13 protein-coding genes are annotated in these 17,970 nt (G+C 66.3%); 7 read left to right on the top strand and 6 right to left on the bottom strand.

The annotated features are described in order from the left end of the window. Positions 1-12: 12 nt before the first annotated feature. The gene (locus ABL840_RS15100) at positions 13-1,143 is read right to left on the bottom strand and encodes a PQQ-dependent sugar dehydrogenase (RefSeq protein WP_093304903.1); all 1,131 of its coding nucleotides are present in this window, start codon (positions 1,141-1,143) and stop codon (positions 13-15) included. 241 nt (positions 1,144-1,384) lie between these two features. Here ABL840_RS15100 and ABL840_RS15095 point away from each other — a divergent pair, with 241 nt between their 5' ends. After that, complete coding sequence (locus tag ABL840_RS15095; protein ID WP_093201621.1) at positions 1,385-1,960, top strand: C40 family peptidase; 576 nt, start codon at positions 1,385-1,387, stop codon at positions 1,958-1,960. A 116-nt stretch (positions 1,961-2,076) separates the two neighbouring features. On the opposite strand, the gene lpdA is transcribed toward ABL840_RS15095, so the two are convergent. The 4 genes from lpdA to aceE are packed head-to-tail and all read right to left on the bottom strand — an operon-like array spanning position 2,077 to position 8,944. Further along, positions 2,077-3,903: a dihydrolipoyl dehydrogenase gene (gene lpdA, locus ABL840_RS15090; RefSeq protein ID WP_093201624.1), complete on the bottom strand. Its 1,827-nt coding sequence runs from the start codon at positions 3,901-3,903 to the stop codon at positions 2,077-2,079. Next, positions 3,900-4,493, bottom strand: a complete 594-nt coding sequence (locus ABL840_RS15085; protein ID WP_093201627.1) for an MFS transporter — start codon at positions 4,491-4,493, stop codon at positions 3,900-3,902. The genes lpdA and ABL840_RS15085 overlap by 4 nt, the downstream gene beginning before the upstream one ends. Then, positions 4,490-6,160, bottom strand: a complete 1,671-nt coding sequence (gene aceF / locus ABL840_RS15080) for a dihydrolipoyllysine-residue acetyltransferase (protein ID WP_093304905.1) — start codon at positions 6,158-6,160, stop codon at positions 4,490-4,492. Before aceF ends, ABL840_RS15085 begins: the two co-directional genes overlap by 4 nt. 57 nt (positions 6,161-6,217) lie before the next feature. Beyond that, positions 6,218-8,944 carry a pyruvate dehydrogenase (acetyl-transferring), homodimeric type gene (aceE, locus tag ABL840_RS15075; RefSeq protein WP_093201632.1) on the bottom strand — a complete coding sequence of 909 codons (2,727 nt, stop codon included), beginning with the start codon at positions 8,942-8,944 and terminating at the stop codon, positions 6,218-6,220. A 241-nt stretch (positions 8,945-9,185) separates the two neighbouring features. Here aceE and ABL840_RS15070 point away from each other — a divergent pair, with 241 nt between their 5' ends. The 5 genes from ABL840_RS15070 (at position 9,186) to ABL840_RS15050 (ending at position 16,115) form a co-directional block, all read left to right on the top strand. Next, positions 9,186-11,726 (top strand): PAS domain S-box protein, encoded by a 2,541-nt coding sequence (locus tag ABL840_RS15070; RefSeq protein ID WP_093201634.1) that lies wholly within the window; start codon positions 9,186-9,188, stop codon positions 11,724-11,726. Continuing rightward, positions 11,723-12,355: a response regulator transcription factor gene (locus ABL840_RS15065; protein WP_012747279.1), complete on the top strand. Its 633-nt coding sequence runs from the start codon at positions 11,723-11,725 to the stop codon at positions 12,353-12,355. The genes ABL840_RS15070 and ABL840_RS15065 overlap by 4 nt, the downstream gene beginning before the upstream one ends. A 79-nt stretch (positions 12,356-12,434) precedes the next feature. Further along, positions 12,435-13,286, top strand: a complete 852-nt coding sequence (gene folD / locus ABL840_RS15060) for a bifunctional methylenetetrahydrofolate dehydrogenase/methenyltetrahydrofolate cyclohydrolase FolD (RefSeq protein ID WP_093304907.1) — start codon at positions 12,435-12,437, stop codon at positions 13,284-13,286. Between the two features lie 99 nt (positions 13,287-13,385). Continuing rightward, positions 13,386-15,434 carry a M3 family metallopeptidase gene (locus tag ABL840_RS15055; protein ID WP_093304908.1) on the top strand — a complete coding sequence of 683 codons (2,049 nt, stop codon included), beginning with the start codon at positions 13,386-13,388 and terminating at the stop codon, positions 15,432-15,434. Positions 15,435-15,464: 30 nt separating this feature from the next. Next, the gene (locus tag ABL840_RS15050; RefSeq protein WP_093304910.1) at positions 15,465-16,115 is read left to right on the top strand and encodes a glutaredoxin family protein; all 651 of its coding nucleotides are present in this window, start codon (positions 15,465-15,467) and stop codon (positions 16,113-16,115) included. Between the two features lie 15 nt (positions 16,116-16,130). Here the strand turns inward: ABL840_RS15050 and rpiA are convergent, their stop codons facing one another. After that, the gene (gene rpiA, locus ABL840_RS15045) at positions 16,131-16,844 is read right to left on the bottom strand and encodes a ribose-5-phosphate isomerase RpiA (protein ID WP_093304912.1); all 714 of its coding nucleotides are present in this window, start codon (positions 16,842-16,844) and stop codon (positions 16,131-16,133) included. Positions 16,845-16,884: 40 nt separating this feature from the next. On the opposite strand from rpiA, the gene ABL840_RS15040 reads away from it, so the two are divergent. Further along, positions 16,885-17,964 (top strand): quinone-dependent dihydroorotate dehydrogenase, encoded by a 1,080-nt coding sequence (locus ABL840_RS15040; protein WP_093304913.1) that lies wholly within the window; start codon positions 16,885-16,887, stop codon positions 17,962-17,964. Positions 17,965-17,970 lie beyond the last annotated feature (6 nt).

The following is a 17,970-nucleotide window of genomic DNA, read 5'->3' as shown; positions in this document are numbered from 1 at the left end:
GGCAACCGGGGCTCAATTCGGCCGCAGGCGCAGCAGCTTGCCGTCGGCTTCGTCGGTCAGCACGTAAAGCAATCCGTCAGGCCCCAGCTTCACGTCGCGGATTCGGGCGCGGCCCTCGGCCAGCAGCTTGTGCTCGGCGGCCACCTTGCCGCCCTTCAGCTCGATACGGTCGAGATAGCCGAATTTGAGCGAGCCGACGAACAGGTTGCCCTTCCAGGCGGCGCCGTAGCGGTCGCTGGTGAGAAATGCCATGCCGGAGGGTGCGATCGATGGCACCCAGTAGTGCAGCGGCTGCTCCATGCCCTCCTTGGCCGTGATGCCGTCGCCGATCTTGCCGCCGCCATAGTTCTCGCCGTAGGTAATGACGGGCCAGCCGTAGTTGCGGCCCGCCAATGGAATGTTGATCTCGTCGCCGCCCTGCGGGCCGTGCTCGGTCATCCAGAGGCGGCCGTCGGGCGCGAGCGTGGCGCCCTGCCCGTTGCGGTGGCCGTAGCTCCAGATTTCGGGCAGCGCGCCCGCCTTGCCGACGAAGGGGTTGTCCTTGGGCACCGAGCCGTCCTTGGCGATGCGCACGATCTTGCCCAGATGGTTGTCGAGCTTCTGCGCGTCTTCCTTGCGGCTGAAGCGGTCGCCGAGCGTGAGGAACAGCGTGCCGTCACGCGCCTCGACGATGCGGCAGCCGAAGTGGTTGCGACTCGCCACCTTGGGCTGCTGGCTGAAGATGATCTTCAACTCCTCCAGCCTCGTGCCGTCGGCAGACAGGTTGGCGCGGGCCAGCGCCGTGCTGTTGGCGGAGCCGGCGGCATCGGGCTCGGAGAAGCAGAAATACAGCGTGCGGTTCTTCTCGAAGCCGGAGTCGGCCAGCACGTCGAGCAGGCCGCCCTGGCCGCCTGCCGCAATGGGAGGCATGCCGGCGATGGGAGCACCGATCTTGCCGTCGGCGCCGACCAGCCGGAGGCGGCCGGGCCGCTCCGTCACCACGAAACGGCCGCCAGGCAGGAAGGCGACGCCCCACGGATTTTCGAGACCCGTGGCCACCGTCTCGGGCCTGGTCTGGGCCGCGGCGGCCGCGCAGAAACCGATTACCGTGACAAATGTCCAGCGGCGAAAAGAAGTCAAAGACGGGAAGCACTGCAAGTTCATGACTTTTCCGTGAAGTTGCAGTGATCTTGTCGATAAATAACGACCGAATCCAGCACAACCTTTGGTTCTCCCGACTCCCGAAGGCCTTTTCGCGGTCAACCGTTTATGGAGCATAAACGTTCGCCGTTACATTTTTTCTTTGACCGGATCGAAATTCTTCATGTAAATCAATGACTTACAGAAGGATTCGCTAATTCTATTTAAATTGACATAACCGCACGTCATCAATATCCTACGCGCCATGCGTTTTTTCGTCCTACCCGCGTCCCTCCTCTTTGCCGTTGCAGTCCATGCAGCCCCCCAACAGGAAAAGACCGATGACGAGCTGGCACGAATGCTTGCCGACAAAGGTCTGATCGGACAACTCAAGCAGGTTCGTCAAACCGTCACCGAACGCACCTCCGACCTGGTGGTGACCGCCATCGGATTCCTCGGCGTTCCCTACCGTCGCGGCGGCAACACCGCCGAATCCGGTTTCGACTGCAGCGGCTTCGTCCGCGCCATGTACAACCAGACGGTCGGCCACATGCTCCCCCGCCGCGCCGAAGAGCAGGCAGCCGCCACCGAGAAGATCGACCGCGACCAGCTCAAGCCCGGCGACCTCGTGTTCTTCAACACCATGCGCCGCGCCTTCAGCCATGTCGGCATCTACGTCGGCGAAGGCAAGTTCATCCACTCGCCCCGCTCCGGCGCCCAGGTTCGCGTGGAAGACATGAACGGCAGCTACTGGCAGCGCCGCTTCGACGGTGCCCGCCGCGTGGTCGGCGGACCGGCGGACGAGGTGAAGGCCGCGGCTGTCGCCAATACCGGCAACTGAGCCCCGCCCTCTTCCCGATCTCCTGATCCCCCGATCAAGGACGAAAAAAATCCCGCCTCGGCGGGATTTTTTTATGGGCGTCCGATCGGTCGACCGGCGCCTTCAGCTCTTTTCCGTCAGCTCTTCTTCTGCGGCGGCAGGTCCGTGCAGGTGCCGTGAGCCACTTCCGCCGCCATGCCGATGCTCTCGCCCAGCGTCGGGTGCGGATGGATGGTCTTGCCGATGTCGATCTCGTCCGCGCCCATCTCGATCGCCAGCGCGATCTCGCCCAGCATGTCGCCGGCATGCGTGCCGACGATGCCGCCGCCCAGGATGCGGTGCGTCTCCGCGTCGAACAGCAGCTTGGTGAAGCCTTCGTCGCGGCCGTTGGCGATGGCGCGGCCCGAAGCGGTCCACGGGAAGTGCCCCTTCTTGACCTTGATGCCCTCGGCCTTCGCCTGGTCCTCGGTCAGGCCGACCCACGCCACTTCGGGGTCGGTGTAGGCCACGCTCGGGATCACGCGGGCGTTGAAGGCCGCGCTCGACAGCTCCTTGTCGCCCTTCAGCTCACCGGCAATGACTTCGGCCGCCACGTGCGCCTCGTGCACCGCCTTGTGCGCCAGCATGGGCTGGCCCACGATGTCGCCGATGGCGAAGATGTGCGGCACGTTGGTGCGCATCTGGATGTCGACCGGAATGAAGCCGCGGTCGCTCACCGTCACGCCGGCCTTCTCGGCGCCGATCTTCTTGCCGTTGGGGCTGCGGCCCACGGCCTGCAGCACCAGGTCGTACACCTGCGGCTCCTTCGGCGCGTTCTCGCCCTCGAAAGTGACCTTGATGCCTTCCTTCGTGGCTTCGGCGCCGACCGTCTTGGTCTTGAGCATGATGTTGTCGAAGCGCGGCGCGTTCATCTTCTGCCAGACCTTCACGAGGTCGCGGTCCGCGCCCTGCATCAGGCCGTCGAGCATTTCGACCACGTCCAGGCGCGCGCCCAGCGTGGAGTACACAGTGCCCATCTCGAGGCCGATGATGCCGCCGCCCAGGATCAGCATGCGCTTGGGGTCGGTGCCCATCTCGAGCGCGCCGGTCGAGTCGACCACGCGCGGATCCTTCGGCATGAACGGCAGGCTCACGGCCTGCGAGCCGGCCGCGATGATGGCGCTGCGGAACTTCACGGTCTGCTTGCTGCCAGTGGTGTCCCAGCTGGTGCCGGAGGTTTCCTCGACCTCGATGTGATACGGGTCGATGAAGTTGCCGACGCCGCGCAGCACCGTCACCTTGCGCATCTTGGCCATGGCCGTGAGGCCGCTGGTGAGCTTGCCCACCACCTTGTTCTTGTGGCCGAGCAGCTTGGCGCGATCGACCGTCGGGGCGGCGAAGCTCACGCCGAGATCGGCGAAGTGCTTGACCTCGTCCATGACGGAGGCCACGTGCAGCAGCGCCTTCGAAGGGATGCAGCCCACGTTCAGGCACACGCCGCCGAGGGTGGCGTAGCGCTCGATCAGCACGACCTTCAGGCCGAGGTCTGCGGCGCGGAAGGCCGCCGAGTAGCCGCCGGGGCCGGCGCCGAGCACGATCACGTCGCACTCGACATCGACCTTGCCGCCGTAGCTGGACACGGCCACGGCCGGTGCAGCGGGGGCCGGCGCGGGAGCAGCTGCCTTCGGTGCAGGAGCCGCTGCCGCCGGGGCGGGCGCCGCCGCTGCGGGCGCGGGGGCCGCGGCACCGTCGACTTCCAGCGTCAGCACCACCGAGCCTTCCTTGACCTTGTCGCCCACCTTCACCGCGAGCGCCTTCACCACGCCGGCGGCGGACGACGGGATCTCCATCGAGGCCTTGTCCGATTCGACCGTGATCAGCGACTGCTCGGCCTTGACCGTGTCTCCGACATTGACCAGCACCTCGATGACCGCGACTTCGTCGAAGTCGCCGATGTCGGGCACCTTGATTTGTTGTTCGCTCATTTGGACACTTTCAGTTTGAGTGTGAGAACGTCGACCGGTGGGGCCGAATTGCGATCGAATTCGCAGGCGGCGGCGATGCCCGCCTCCGCCACGTCGCGCGAGGTGCGCGACTTGATGTCATAGGCCGCGTGCATGGCGCCGAGGGCAAAGCTGCGTCCCGAGCCGATGGCCCAGAACTCCTTGAACTCGAACACCTCGCGGTAGCTGTAGATGCCGTAGATGCCGCTCTGGTTGGCCATCAGCATCGTGAACTGGCTCGACTCGTAGGGCTCGTGCTCGTCTTCCTTGGTCTGCATGAAGAACGAGTCCTTCAGCACCGGATGCAGCATCGTGAAGGTGCGGAAGATCTCGTGCTTGCTGCCGAACATCAGCTGCTCGCGCGGTTGCGCGGCCAGCGCGTGCTGCAGCACCAGGAAGTGCGCGGCGGCGCCGGCCACGGCGAACAGGCTCTGTCCCGCCGCGTCCTCGACGGTGAAGATCTTCTGGTTCGCCTCGGCGCGGTGCGAGAGCCGCGTGTCGCCGAAGGTCACCAGAGAATCGGCTGCCATCGTGACCTGGCCGCCCTTGCGGACGGCCACTACGGTGGTCATAGCAGGATTCGACGGTAGTCCGCGAGCACCTGGCCCAGGTAGGCGTTGAAACGCGCAGCCAGGGCGCCGTCGATCACGCGGTGGTCGTACGACAGCGACAGCGGCAGCGTGAGACGCGGCACGAACTGCTTGCCGTCCCACACCGGCTTCATCTGACCCTTGGAGAGGCCGAGGATGGCCACTTCGGGCGCATTGATGATCGGCGTGAAATGCGTGCCGCCGATGCCGCCGAGCGAGCTGATCGAGAAGCAGCCGCCCTGCATGTCTGCCGAACCGAGCTTGCCGTCGCGCGCCTTCTTGGCGAGCTCGCCCATCTCCGCGCTGATCTGCAGGATGCCCTTCTTGTCGGCATCCTTCAGCACCGGCACCACGAGGCCGTTGGGCGTGTCGGCCGCGAAGCCGATGTGGTAGTACTGCTTGTAGACGAGCTGGTCTCCGTCCAGGCTGGTGTTGAACTCGGGGAATTTCTTCAGCGCCGCGACCACCGCCTTGATGACGAAGGCCAGCATCGTCACCTTGACGCCCGACTTCTCGTTCTCCTTGTTGGTGGAGACGCGGAAGGCCTCGAGCTCGGTGATGTCCGCCTCGTCGTTGTTGGTGACGTGCGGGATCATCACCCAGTTGCGGTGCAGGTTCGCGCCGCTGAGCTTCTTGATGCGCGACAGGTCCTTGCGCTCGACCGTGCCGAACTTGGTGAAGTCGACCTTGGGCCACGGGATGAGGCCCAGCGCCGCACCGTCGGCACCGCCGCCAGCCGGCGCCTTGGCCGCCGAGGCCTTGGTGCTGGCCTGGCCACTCATCACGGCCTTGGTGAAGCTCTGGATGTCTTCCTGCGTGATGCGACCCTTGGGACCGGAGCCCTTGACCTCCTCGAGCGGCACGCCGAGTTCGCGCGCGAACTTGCGCACCGAAGGCGAGGCGTGCGGCAGGCTGCCGGTGGGAGCGACCGTCGGGTTGTGGGCGGGAGCCGCTGCGGCGGGTGCAGGCGCCGCGGCAGCCGGAGCAGGAGCGCTTGCCGTGGCGGCTGCCGGAGCGGCAGCGGCTGCTGCAGCCTGGGCAGGTGCCGGAGCAGCCGCACCGGCGGCGCCTTCGAGCACGGCGATCAGGTCACCGATGTTGACCGTGTCGCCCACCTTGACCTTGAGTTCCTTGAGCACGCCGGCAGCCGACGACGGGATTTCCATCGAGGCCTTGTCCGACTCGACCGTGATGAGCGACTGCTCGGTCTTGATCGAGTCGCCCACCTTCACGAGCACTTCGATGACCGCGACGTCCTTGAAGTCGCCGATGTCGGGCACCTTGACCTCGACCGGGCCGGAAGCCGCGGGTGCGGCGGCAGGAGCCGGCGCGGGCGCTGCCGCGGCCGGTGCAGGCGCTGCGACAGCCGGGGCCGCGGCAGGCGCAGGAGCCGGTGCTGCGGCACCCGCTCCTTCGGCCTCGAGCACGAGCACCACCGAGCCCTCTTTCACCTTGCTGCCGACCTCGACCTTCAGTTCCTTGACCACGCCGGCGGTCGACGACGGAATTTCCATCGAGGCCTTGTCCGACTCCACCGTGATGAGCGACTGCTCGGCCTTGACCGTGTCGCCCACCTTCACGAGCACCTCGATCACCGCGACTTCATCGAAATCGCCGATGTCCGGCACCTTCACTTCCACTGCTGCCATATCGTTGTCTCCCGCCGTCAGGCGCCGTTCGTTCGTTGATTGGTTGTTGATTGGGGATCAGGCGTAGAGCGGGTTGACCTTGTCGACATTGATGCCGTACTTCTTGATCGCTTCCACCACCTTGGCAACCGGCACGATGCCGTCTTCGCTCAGGGCCTTGAGCGCAGCCACCACGATGTAGTGGCGGTTGACCTCGAAGTGCTCGCGCAGCTTGCTGCGGAAGTCGCTGCGGCCGAAGCCGTCGGTGCCCAGCACCTTGTAGTTGCGGCCCTTCGGCACGAAGGGGCGGATCTGCTCGGCGTAGGCCTTCATGTAGTCGGTCGAGGCGACCACCGGGCCGGTCGAGGCGGCGAGCTGCTCGGCCACGAAGGGCACGCGCGGCGTCTGGTCGGGGTGCAGCAGGTTCCAGCGGTCGGCGTCCTGGCCGTCGCGGGTGAGCTCGTTGAAGCTCGGGCAGCTCCACACGGAAGCCGACACGCCCCAGTCCTGTTCGAGCAGTTCCTGTGCGGCAAAGCTTTCGCGCAGGATGGTGCCGCTGCCCAGCAGTTGCACGGTCGGCGCTTCCTTGCCCTTGGCGGCCTTGATCGCAGGGCCCTGCTTCGACAGGTACATGCCCTTGATGATCTGCTCTTCGGTGCCGGGCTGGAGGCCGGGCATCGCGTAGTTCTCGTTGAGCAGCGTCAGGTAGTAGTAGACGTTGTCCTGCTTCTCGACCATGCGCTTCAGGCCGTGGTGCAGGATCACGCCGACTTCATGCGCGAAGGTCGGGTCGTAGCTCACGCAGTTCGGGATGGTGTTGGCCAGGATGTGGCTGTGGCCATCTTCGTGCTGCAGGCCTTCGCCGTTCAGCGTGGTGCGGCCCGAGGTGCCGCCCAGCAGGAAGCCGCGCGCCTGCATGTCGCCGGCAGCCCATGCCAGGTCGCCGATGCGCTGGAAGCCGAACATCGAGTAGTACACGTAGAACGGCACCATGATGCGGTTGTTCGTGCTGTACGACGTGGCGGCGGCGATCCAGCTCGACATGCCGCCGGCCTCGTTGATGCCTTCCTGCAGGATCTGGCCGGACTTGTCTTCCTTGTAGTACATGACCTGGTCCTTGTCGACCGGGGTGTACTGCTGACCGTGCGGGTTGTAGATACCGATCTGGCGGAACAGGCCTTCCATGCCGAAGGTGCGCGCCTCGTCCACGAGGATCGGCACCACGCGCGGGCCCAGCGCCTTGTCGCGCAGCAGCTGCGTGAGGAAGCGCACATAAGCCTGCGTGGTCGAGATCTCGCGGCCTTCGGCCGTGGGCTCCATCACCGCCTTGAAGGTGTCGAGCGACGGCACCGTGAAGCTCTCGTCGGCCTTGACGCGGCGGTGCGGCAGGTAGCCGCCCAGCGCCTTGCGGCGCTCGTGCAGGTAGCGCATTTCCGGCGTGTCGTCGGCCGGCTTGTAGAACGGCAGCTCGGCGATCTGGCTGTCGGGAATCGGAATGTTGAAGCGGTCGCGGAAGGCCTTGATGTCCTCGTCGCCGAGCTTCTTGGTCTGGTGGACCGTGTTCTTGCCCTCGCCGATCTTGCCCATGCCGAAGCCCTTGACGGTCTTCACGAGCAGGACGGTCGGCTGGCCCTTGTGGTTCTGGGCCGAGTGGAAGGCGGCGTACACCTTCTGCGAGTCATGGCCGCCGCGCTGGAGATTCCAGACCTCGTCGTCGGTCATGTGCTCGACCATCTTCAGCGTGCGCGGATCGCGGCCGAAGAAGTTCTTGCGGACGTAGGCGCCGTCGTTGGCCTTGAAGGACTGGTAGTCGCCGTCGTTGCACTCCATCATGATCTTGCGCAGCGCGCCGTCATGGTCCTTCTCGAGCAGGGCGTCCCAGCCCTTGCCCCAGATCAGCTTGACGACGTTCCAGTTGGCGCCGCGGAACTCGCCTTCGAGCTCCTGGATGATCTTGCCGTTGCCGCGCACCGGGCCGTCGAGGCGCTGCAGGTTGCAGTTGATGACGAAGATCAGGTTGTCGAGGTTCTCGCGCGCCGCCAGGCCGATGGCACCCAGCGATTCGACTTCGTCCATTTCGCCGTCGCCGCAGAACACCCAGACCTTGCGGTTCTCGGTGTTGGCGATGCCGCGTGCGTGCAGGTACTTGAGGAAGCGCGCCTGGTAGATCGCCATCAGCGGGCCAAGGCCCATCGACACCGTGGGGAACTGCCAGAACTCGGGCATCAGCTTGGGGTGCGGATAGCTGGAGAGGCCCTTGCCGTCGACTTCCTGGCGGAAATTGAGCAGTTGCTCTTCGGAGAGACGACCTTCGAGGTAGGCGCGGGCGTAGATGCCGGGAGAGACGTGGCCCTGGATGTAGAGCAGGTCACCGCCGTGGTTCTCGCTCTCGGCGTGCCAGAAGTGGTTGAAGCCGGCGCCGAACATGCTGGCCAGCGAGGCGAAGGAGCCGATGTGGCCGCCCAGGTCGCCGCCCTCGGGCGGATGGTGGCGGTTGGCCTTGACCACCATGGCCATCGCATTCCAGCGCATGTAGGCGCGCAGGCGCTGTTCGATCTCGAGGTTGCCGGGGCTGCGAGCCTCCTGCGAGGGTTCGATGGTGTTGACGTAGCCGGTGTTGGCCGAGAACGGCATGTCGACCGTGTTCTGCCGCGCATGTTCGAGCAACTGCTCGAGAAGGAAGTGGGCCCGCTCCGGCCCCTCGCTCTGGATGACGGAGGACAGTGCATCCATCCATTCACGGGTCTCCTGGGCGTCCGCATCGTTTGCGGCCGAGCCGAACAGGTTCTCGGGATTTGCCGACATGCTTGTCTCTCCTTTTAGGGCAGTGGCTGTAATTTAAGTGCGCCGTATGGCGAACGCGGCGGAGTTTCGCATAGAAACATCGCAATTTCAAATAGTGCTCATTGATTTCTTGATATGAAATTTTGAGAACAACATGAGCCTGCAAAGCCCGCCGCAAAACCTGTCTTGCCAAGCCGCATCCGTCATGCCGGATACCCGCGCCAGGCGTGGCAAGCCGAGGGGGCGAGCCTAGAATCCGCGCATGCCTCTCTCCTCTCCGCTGGCGGTTGCCCGCAGTGCCGTTAACGCCTCGCCGCTGTCCTGGTGGCGCAGGTGGTGGCGACGCCAGACTCCGGTGCTGCAGGACGCGGTCGCCATGCTCGCGCCGATGGCGGCCGTGCTGCTGTTCCTCGCCGCCATCGTTTCCGCCTTCTGGTATCTGCGCACCGAGGAGGTCGAGCGTGAGCAGGAGTCGGTTCGCCGCGACGTCGAGTACGCGCAGCAGCGCATGCGCCTGCGGCTGCTCGAGCGGCAGGAACAGCTGATGCGCATCGCGCGCGATGCCTCCAACCGGGAAATCGACCCCGTCGAGTTCACCAGCCGCGCCGAGTCGCTGGTAAGCCAGTTCCCCGAGTTGCAGACCATCACCTGGATCGACGACCGCCGCCGCTTCAAGGCCGGCTACGCGGCGCCAAGCGTGCACCCGGCGCAGCAGCACCTGATCGGCGACGTGCTGCGCCCCGGCGACATCGAGAGCAATTACGCGCTGGCCCGCGAGCTGCGCCAGCCGGTCTATTCGCAGCCCGTGGCCGGCGGCGACCCGGCGTCGATGCTGCAGCTGCACATTCCCCTCTTCGACCAGGGCCTGTTCGCAGGCGTGGTGCTGGGCGAATTCTCGGTCGACGGGCTGCTGCGCTACGGCATGCCTTCCGAGGTGCAGGCGCGCTACGCGGTGTCGCTGCTCGACGCCAAGGGCCATGTGATCGCCGGCAACACCACGAACCTGAAGGAAAGCGGCACGCGCCTGCTGCCCTGGAGCGAGCGCACGAACGAATACGAAGTGCCGGTGTCCCCGGTCGGCAATGCGCTGGTGCTGCGGGCGCAGGCCTACCGCACCTCGCAGGGCGTGGTCGGCAACGGGCTCTTCTGGCTGGTGTGCGCGCTCAGCGTGCTCACCAGCTGGATGCTGATCGGCACCTGGCGACACACGCGTCGCCGGCTGCAGGCGCAGCAGCGGCTGGTGGCCGAGACCAACTTCCGCCGGGCGATGGAGAACTCCATGCTCACCGGCATGCGCGTGCTCGACCTGCAGGGCCGCATCACCTACGTCAACGCCGCCTTCTGCGCGATGACGGGCTGGAGCGAGGAAGAACTGGTCGGCCAGTCGCCGCCCTTCCCCTACTGGCTCGAATCCGACCGCGAGGTGATGAACGAGCGGCTCGAGGAAGAACTGCACGGCCGCGCCCTGCCCGGCGGCTTCCAGGTGCGGGTGAAGCGCAAGAACGGCAGCGTGTTCAACGCCCGCCTCTACGTGTCGCCGCTGATCGACGCGCGCGGCCACCAGACCGGCTGGATGACGTCGATGACCGACATCACCGAGCCCACGCGCATCCGCGAGCAGCTCTCGGCCTCCTACGAGCGCTTCACCACGGTGCTGGAAGCGCTCGACGCGGCGGTGTCGGTGGCCCCCATCGGCAGCGAGGAACTGCTGTTCGCCAACAAGCTTTATCGCCTGTGGTTCGGCTCCGACACCGTGGGCCACCTGGGCATGGTCGCGCAGGCGGGCGTGCCGGCCTCGAATGCGCACGACGAGGGCCTTGACGACGTGGACCCGTACGCCGGCCTGCCGATCGACACCCTCACCGCCGCGCAGACCGCCAACAACGAGATCTTCGTGCCCCACCTCGGCAAGTGGCTCGAGGTGCGCTCGCGCTACCTGACCTGGGTGGACGGCCGGCTTGCGCAGCTTGTGATCGCCACCGACATCACGCAGCGCCGCGACGCCGAGGAACAGGCCGCCGCGCAGGCCGACAAGGCCCAGGCCGCCAGCCGCCTCATCACCATGGGCGAGATGGCCTCCAGCGTGGCGCACGAGCTCAACCAGCCGCTGACCGCCATCACCAACTACTGCAACGGGATGATGTCGCGCATCAAGGGCCAGTCGATCGACAACGACGCCCTGCTCGCCGCGCTCGAGAAGACCTCGAAGCAGGCGCAGCGCGCGGGCCAGATCATCCAGCGCATCCGCTCCTTCGTGAAGCGCAGCGAACCCAACCGCACGCCGGCCGACGTGGCCACCATGGTGAGCGAGGCGGTGGAGCTCGCCGGCATCGAGCTGCGCCGGCGCAACGTGCGCCTGAACCACTACGTGGCCGCGCGGCTGCCGGTGGTGCGGGTCGACCCTATCCTCATCGAGCAGGTGATGGTCAACCTGCTGAAGAACGCGGCCGAGTCCATCGACCTCGCCGACCGCCCGCTGGCGCGCCGCAGCGTCGAACTGCGCGTGCTGCCCAAGGTGATCGAGGGCCACAACGCCATCGAGTTCTCGGTGCAGGACACCGGCAAGGGCCTGGCGCCCGAGGTGATGGACCGGCTCTACGAGGCCTTCTTCTCCACCAAGCCCGAAGGCATGGGCATCGGGCTCAATTTGTGCCGCACCATCGTCGAGTCGCATCGCGGCCGGATGCAGGCGGAGAACATCTACAATGGCCCGGATGTGATCGGATGCCGTTTTTCCTTCTGGATTCCGGTGTTGGACGCTATCAGTTCCGTAGCTAGCGACGAGGCAAAGGTACCTGCATGAGTTTGATTCCGAAGAAGGGCACGGTCTATGTCGTCGACGACGACGAAGCCGTACGCGATTCGCTGCAATGGCTGCTCGAAGGCAAGGACTACAGAGTCCGCTGTTTCGATTCCGCCGAATCCTTTCTCTCCCGATACGACCCGCGTGAAGTCGCCTGTTTGATAGTCGACATCCGCATGGCCGGCATGACCGGCCTGGAGCTGCAGGATCGCCTGATCGAACGGCGCTCCCCGCTGCCCATCGTGGTCATCACCGGCCACGGCGACGTGCCGATGGCGGTCGACAGCATGAAGAAGGGCGCGATGGATTTCATCCAGAAGCCCTTCAACGACGAAGAACTCGTCACGCTGGTCGAGCGCATGCTCGAACATGCGCGCGGCGCCTTCACGCAGCACCAGCAGTCGGCCAGCCGCGACGCGCTGCTGTCCAAGCTCACGGGCCGCGAGGCGCAGGTGCTCGAGCGCATCGTCGCCGGCCGCCTGAACAAGCAGATCGCCGACGACCTGGGCATCAGCATCAAGACGGTCGAGGCGCACCGGGCCAACATCATGGAAAAGCTCAACGCCAACACCGTGGCCGATCTGCTCAAGATCGCGCTGGGGCAGGCGGCGCCTGCGGCCAAGGCCTAGAAGCAGCTATCCGCCCGATAGCGACGAATGACCCCCACGCCTGCGCAAGCGGGCGTTTTTACTTGGAAAATCGAAACCGATGACCGCCCAACTGATCGACGGCAACGCCCTCGCCAAAACCATCCGCGCCGAGGTGTCCGGCCGCACCGCCGCACTCAAGGCCCGTGGCGTGAACCCGGCCCTTTCCATCATCCTCGTGGGCGAAGACCCGGCCAGCCAGGTCTATACCAAGCACAAGGTCAACGACAGCGCCCAGACCGGCCTCGACGCCACGCTCGAGACCTACCCCGCCGACATGAGCGAGGCCGACCTGCTGGCCCGCATCCGCACGCTCAACGACAACCCGAAGGTGCACGGCATCCTGGTGCAGCTGCCGCTGCCCAAGCACATGGACAGCCAGAAGGTCATCGAGACGATCTCGCCGGCCAAGGACGTCGACGGCTTCCACGTCGCCAGCGCGGGCGCGCTGATGACCGGTGCGCCCGGCTTCTGGCCCTGCACGCCGCACGGCTGCATGAAGATGCTCGAATCCATCGGCTACGACCTGCGCGGCAAGCACGCCGTGGTCATCGGCCGCAGCAACATCGTCGGCAAGCCGATGGCCATGATGCTGCTCGCCAAGAGCGCGACCGTGACCATCTGCCACAGCGCCACGAAAGACCTCGGCGCCATCACGCGCCAGGCCGACGTGATCGTCGCGGCGGTGGGCAAGCTCGACCTCCTGACGGCCGACATGGTGAAGCCCGGCGCGGTCGTCATCGACGTGGGTATGAACCGCAAGGCCGACGGCAAGCTCGCCGGCGACGTCGACTTCGACGGCGTCAAGGAAGTGGCTGGCTGGATCACGCCCGTGCCCGGCGGCGTGGGCCCCATGACGCGCGCCATGCTGCTGGTCAACACCCTTGAAGCCGCGGAGCGCGCCGCAAGATAAGAATCAGCCTGTCGCTTGCCCGCTGCCTGCAGCCGCCTTTACGGGCGGTTCCGCAGCGGCTCCCGAAATGGTCCCGTCAGTTCGAACAGGATTTCTCCAATGACCAACCCGCTCCTCGATTTCACCGATCTCCCTCTGTTCGACAAGATCAAGCCGGAGCACGTGTCGCCCGCCGTCGATGCGCTGCTGGCCGATGCCGAGGCCGCGCTGCAGACCGTGACCGCGTCCGGATTTCCCGCCGACTGGAACGCCATCTCCAAGGTGCTCGACGTGGCCTCCGAACGCTTCAGCCGCGCCTGGGGTGCAGTCGGCCATCTCAACGCCGTGGCCGACACGCCCGAACTGCGCGCCGCCTACAACGAGGCGATGCCGCGCGTCACCGCCTTCTGGACCCGGCTGGGCTCCGACGAGCGCCTGTATGCCAAGTACAAGGCCATCGACGTCGGCACACTCAACGCCGAGCAGCGCCAGGCGCACAGCAACGCGGTACGCAACTTCGTGCTGGGCGGCGCCGAGCTGCAGGGCGAGGCCAAGAAGCGCTTCGCCGACATCCAGGAACGCCAGGCCGAGCTGAGCCAGAAATTCAGCGAGAACGCGCTCGACGCCACCGACGCCTTCGCGTACTACGCCAATCTCGGCGAGCTCGAAGGCGTGCCTGAAGATGTGGTGAGTGCCGCGCGCGCGGCCGCCGAGGCCGACGGCAAGGAAGGCTACAAGCTCACGCTGAAGATGCCGTGCTACCTGCCGGTGATGCAGTTCGCCAAGAGCAGCGCACTGCGCGAGAAGCTCTACCGCGCCTACGTCACGCGCGCCAGCGAGTTCGGCGACGCGGCCTTCGACAACACCGCGCTCATCACCGAAATCCTCGCGCTGCGCGAGGAAGAAGCCAAGCTGCTTGGCTACAGGAACTACGGCGAGCTGTCGGTCGTGCCGAAGATGGCCGAGTCGCCCGAGCAGGTCGTGAAGTTCCTGCGCGATCTCGCGACCAAGGCCAGGCCCTACGGCGAGCGCGACCTTGCCGATCTGCGGGTCTTCGCGGCCCAGCAGCTGGGCATCACCGACCCGCAGCCCTGGGACTGGAGCTATATCGGCGAGAAGCTCAAGGAAGCGCGCTACGCCTTCAGCGAGCAGGAGGTGAAGCAGTACTTCCCGGCGCCGAAGGTCATGGCGGGGCTGTTCAAGATCGTCGAGACGCTGTTCGAGGTGTCGATCCGCCGCGACTCGGCGCCTACCTGGCATCCGAGCGTCGAGTTCTATCGCATCGAACGTGCAGGCCAGAAGGTCGGCCAGTTCTACCTCGACCCCTCCGCCCGCGCCGCCAAACGCGGTGGCGCCTGGATGGACGACGTGCGCGCCCGCTGGCTGCGCCCCGACAACGGCGTGCTGCAGACGCCTGTCGCGCAGTTGGTGTGCAACTTCGCCAGCGGTGTCGACGGCAAGCCGCCGCTGCTCACGCATGACGACGTGACCACCCTCTTCCACGAGTTCGGCCACGGCCTGCACCACATGCTCACGCAGGTGAATGAGCGCGACGTCTCGGGCATCAGCGGCGTCGAGTGGGACGCGGTCGAGCTGCCGAGCCAGTTCATGGAGAACTTCTGCTGGGAGTGGGACGTGCTCAAGCACATGACGGCCCACGTCGACACCGGCGAACCGCTGCCGCGCGCCCTCTTCGACAAGATGACGGCGGCCAAGAACTTCCAGAGCGGCCTGCAGACGCTGCGCCAGATCGAGTTCTCGCTGTTCGACATGCTGCTGCACACCGAGTACCACGCCGCCACCGCCAAGCCCGGCGACGTGATGGCGCTGCTGGGCCGCGTGCGCGACGAGGTGGCGGTGATGCCCTCGCCTGCGTTCAGCCGCACGCCGAATACTTTCAGCCACATCTTCTCGGGCGGCTACGCTGCCGGCTACTACAGCTACAAGTGGGCCGAGGTGCTGAGCGCCGACGCCTACGCGGCCTTCGAGGAAACCGTGGGCGCCGACGGCGAGCCGAACATCGAGACCGGCCGCAAGTACCGCCAGGCCATCCTGGAGGCCGGCGGCAGCCGCAGCGCCATGGATTCGTTCAAGGCCTTCCGCGGCCGCGAGCCCCAGCTTGATGCGCTGCTGCGACATCAGGGCATGGCCGAGCCCCAGCCCGCTTGATGCGACGCTGAAGCTTGCGATACTCGGGCGATGCATCCGATTTACAAAATCTCACCATTGCATCGCCTGACCGGCCTTGCCCTTGTGCTCGTTGCCGCGGGCGCCATGGCGCAACCCATCTACCGCCAGGTGGACAAGAACGGCAAGGTCACGTTCTCCGACCGGGCGCCCACCGCCAGCAGCGAAGCGGCATCGGGCTCGCAAGGCTCCGCCACCTCATCCAGCGTCGGCGCGGGCCTGCCGTACGAACTGCGCCAGGTGGCCCAGCGCTACCCCGTCACTCTCTACAGCGGCGACGAGTGCTCCCCCTGCGGCGCGGCCCGCACCCTGCTGGTGACGCGCGGCATTCCCTTCGAGGAACGCACGGTCAAGAGCAACGAGGAAATCGAGGCGCTGCAGCGCCTGAGCAGCCAGAGTTCGCTGCCGCTGCTCACCATCGGATCGCAGCAGCTCAAGGGCTACTCCGATGCCGAGTGGTCGCAGTACCTCGACGCGGCCGGCTACCCCAAGAGCAACAGCCTGCCAGCGGGCTACCGCAACGGGCAGGTCCGCCCCCTGGTCGCGCAGCAGGCGGCACCTGCGGCCCGAGCCGCCGCGCCGGCGCCGGCCGCACAGCCCGCGCCACCGCCGCCCGCATCGAGCGATCCGAGCCCGAGCAATCCGGCGGGCATCAAGTTCTGACCGGGGCCGCCGGCCTCAGGCGGCGAATTCCATCGTCTTCACGCCTTCCGAGGTGCCCAGCAGGCACACGTCGGCCTTCTGATGGGCGAAGACGCCGACCGTCACCACGCCCGGCCACTGGCTCACGGTGGATTCGAAAGCCAGCGGGTCGGTGATCTTCAGGCCGGTGACATCGACGATGTGCTGGCCGTTGTCCGTGACCAGCGGCAGGCCGTCCTTCTCTCGCACCTGGGCGATGCCGCCCATGGCCGCGAACTGGCGCATCACGCGGCGGGCCGCCATCGGAATGACTTCCACCGGCAGCGGAAAGGCGCCCAGCACCTCCACCAGCTTGGATGCGTCGGCGATGCAGACGAATTTGCGCGACTGGGCCGCGACGATCTTCTCGCGCGTGAGCGCCGCGCCGCCGCCCTTCACCATAAAACCGCGGTGATCGATCTCGTCGGCGCCGTCGATGTAGACCGACAGTTCCTCCACCTCGTTGCTGTCGAACACCGGGATGCCGAGGGCCCGCAGGCGTTCGGTCGAGGCGACCGAGCTGGAGACCGCGCCCTTGATCTCGTCCTTGATCGTGGCCAGTGCGTCGATGAACTTGTTCACCGTCGAGCCGGTGCCGACACCGACGATTTCGCCCCTGGCCACGTAGGCCAGCGCGGCGCGGCCGACCTGGGCCTTGAGTTCGTCCTGGGAAAGCGGTTTGGAGGGGGTTGGGGAGGCGGGTGCGGTCATCACGGACAATCCTTGGCTCATTGAAGCCCCGAATTATCCGATGCCCCTGCTGATGCCCTCCTCGCTCTATGGCCTGGCCCGCCCCTTCCTGTTCGGCTTCGACCCCGAGCATGCCCACGAAATCACGCTGGACGGGCTGGCGCGCACCCAGAACACGCCGCTGGCCTGCGCCTATTCGGCGCCGCGCGTCGACGATCCGATCGAACTCGCCGGCTTGAGCTTTCCGAACCGCGTGGGCCTGGCCGCCGGGCTGGACAAGAACGCCCGCTGCATCGACGCCTTTGCCGCCATGGGGTTCGGCTTCGTCGAGGTCGGGACGGTCACGCCCAAGGGCCAGCCGGGCAACCCCAAGCCGCGCATGTTCCGCCTGCCGCAGCGCGACGCGCTGATCAACCGGCTCGGCTTCAACAACGAAGGGCTCGACGCCTTCCTGGCCAACGTGCAGAAGGCGCGCTTCCGCAAGAGCGGGAGCGCGAAATCGCCGATGCTGCTGGGCCTGAACATCGGCAAGAACGCCGCCACGCCCATCGAGTGCGCAGTGGACGACTACCTGGCCTGCCTCGACGGCGTCTATCCGCACGCCGACTACGTGACGATCAACATCTCCAGCCCGAACACCGCCAACCTGCGCTCGTTGCAGAGCGACGAGGCCCTCGACGCGCTGCTCGGCGCCGTGGCCGAGCGGCGCGAGGCGCTGGCGGCGCGCCACAACAAGCGCTCGCCGCTGTTCGTGAAGATCGCACCCGATCTCGACGAAGCCCAGGTCGCAGTCATCGCCGCCACGCTGAAGCGCCACGGCATGGATGGCGTGATCGCCACCAACACCACGCTCGCGCGCGACGCGGTCAAGGGCCTGCCGCATGCGGAGGAAACGGGAGGATTGTCGGGAGCGCCGGTGCACGAGGCGAGCAACCGCGTGATCGCCCAGTTGCGCGCGGCATTGGGTGCGAGCTTTCCGATCATCGGGGTCGGCGGCATTCTCAGCGGCGCCGATGCCAAGGCGAAGATCGCCGCGGGTGCGGACGTGGTGCAGATCTACACCGGGCTGATCTATCGCGGCCCCGCGCTGGTCCGCGAAGCTGCCCAGGCGCTGCTGCGCGATCGCGGCAGCAAGGCCTGAGCGTCC

The sequence above is a fragment of the Variovorax sp. NFACC27 genome, from assembly GCF_048301545.1.
GTDB lineage: Bacteria > Pseudomonadota > Gammaproteobacteria > Burkholderiales > Burkholderiaceae_C > Variovorax > Variovorax gossypii.
The sequence above is the reverse complement of the archived record's forward strand: the minus strand, read 5'-3'. Positions and strand labels throughout refer to the sequence as shown.

What these genes read in the sequence shown, in the direction of transcription:
- ABL840_RS15070 (WP_093201634.1), top strand. Translation starts at nt 9,186, where the DNA reads ATGCCTCTCTCCTCTCCGCTGGCGGTTGCCCGCAGTGCCGTTAACGCC.
- aceF (WP_093304905.1), bottom strand. Translation starts at nt 6,160, where the DNA reads ATGGCAGCAGTGGAAGTGAAGGTGCCGGACATCGGCGATTTCGATGAA.
- lpdA (WP_093201624.1), bottom strand. Translation starts at nt 3,903, where the DNA reads ATGAGCGAACAACAAATCAAGGTGCCCGACATCGGCGACTTCGACGAA.
- ABL840_RS15050 (WP_093304910.1), top strand. Translation starts at nt 15,465, where the DNA reads ATGCATCCGATTTACAAAATCTCACCATTGCATCGCCTGACCGGCCTT.
- ABL840_RS15100 (WP_093304903.1), bottom strand. Translation starts at nt 1,143, where the DNA reads ATGAACTTGCAGTGCTTCCCGTCTTTGACTTCTTTTCGCCGCTGGACA.
- ABL840_RS15095 (WP_093201621.1), top strand. Translation starts at nt 1,385, where the DNA reads ATGCGTTTTTTCGTCCTACCCGCGTCCCTCCTCTTTGCCGTTGCAGTC.
- ABL840_RS15065 (WP_012747279.1), top strand. Translation starts at nt 11,723, where the DNA reads ATGAGTTTGATTCCGAAGAAGGGCACGGTCTATGTCGTCGACGACGAC.
- ABL840_RS15055 (WP_093304908.1), top strand. Translation starts at nt 13,386, where the DNA reads ATGACCAACCCGCTCCTCGATTTCACCGATCTCCCTCTGTTCGACAAG.
- ABL840_RS15085 (WP_093201627.1), bottom strand. Translation starts at nt 4,493, where the DNA reads ATGACCACCGTAGTGGCCGTCCGCAAGGGCGGCCAGGTCACGATGGCA.
- ABL840_RS15040 (WP_093304913.1), top strand. Translation starts at nt 16,885, where the DNA reads ATGCCCCTGCTGATGCCCTCCTCGCTCTATGGCCTGGCCCGCCCCTTC.
- folD (WP_093304907.1), top strand. Translation starts at nt 12,435, where the DNA reads ATGACCGCCCAACTGATCGACGGCAACGCCCTCGCCAAAACCATCCGC.
- aceE (WP_093201632.1), bottom strand. Translation starts at nt 8,944, where the DNA reads ATGTCGGCAAATCCCGAGAACCTGTTCGGCTCGGCCGCAAACGATGCG.
- rpiA (WP_093304912.1), bottom strand. Translation starts at nt 16,844, where the DNA reads ATGACCGCACCCGCCTCCCCAACCCCCTCCAAACCGCTTTCCCAGGAC.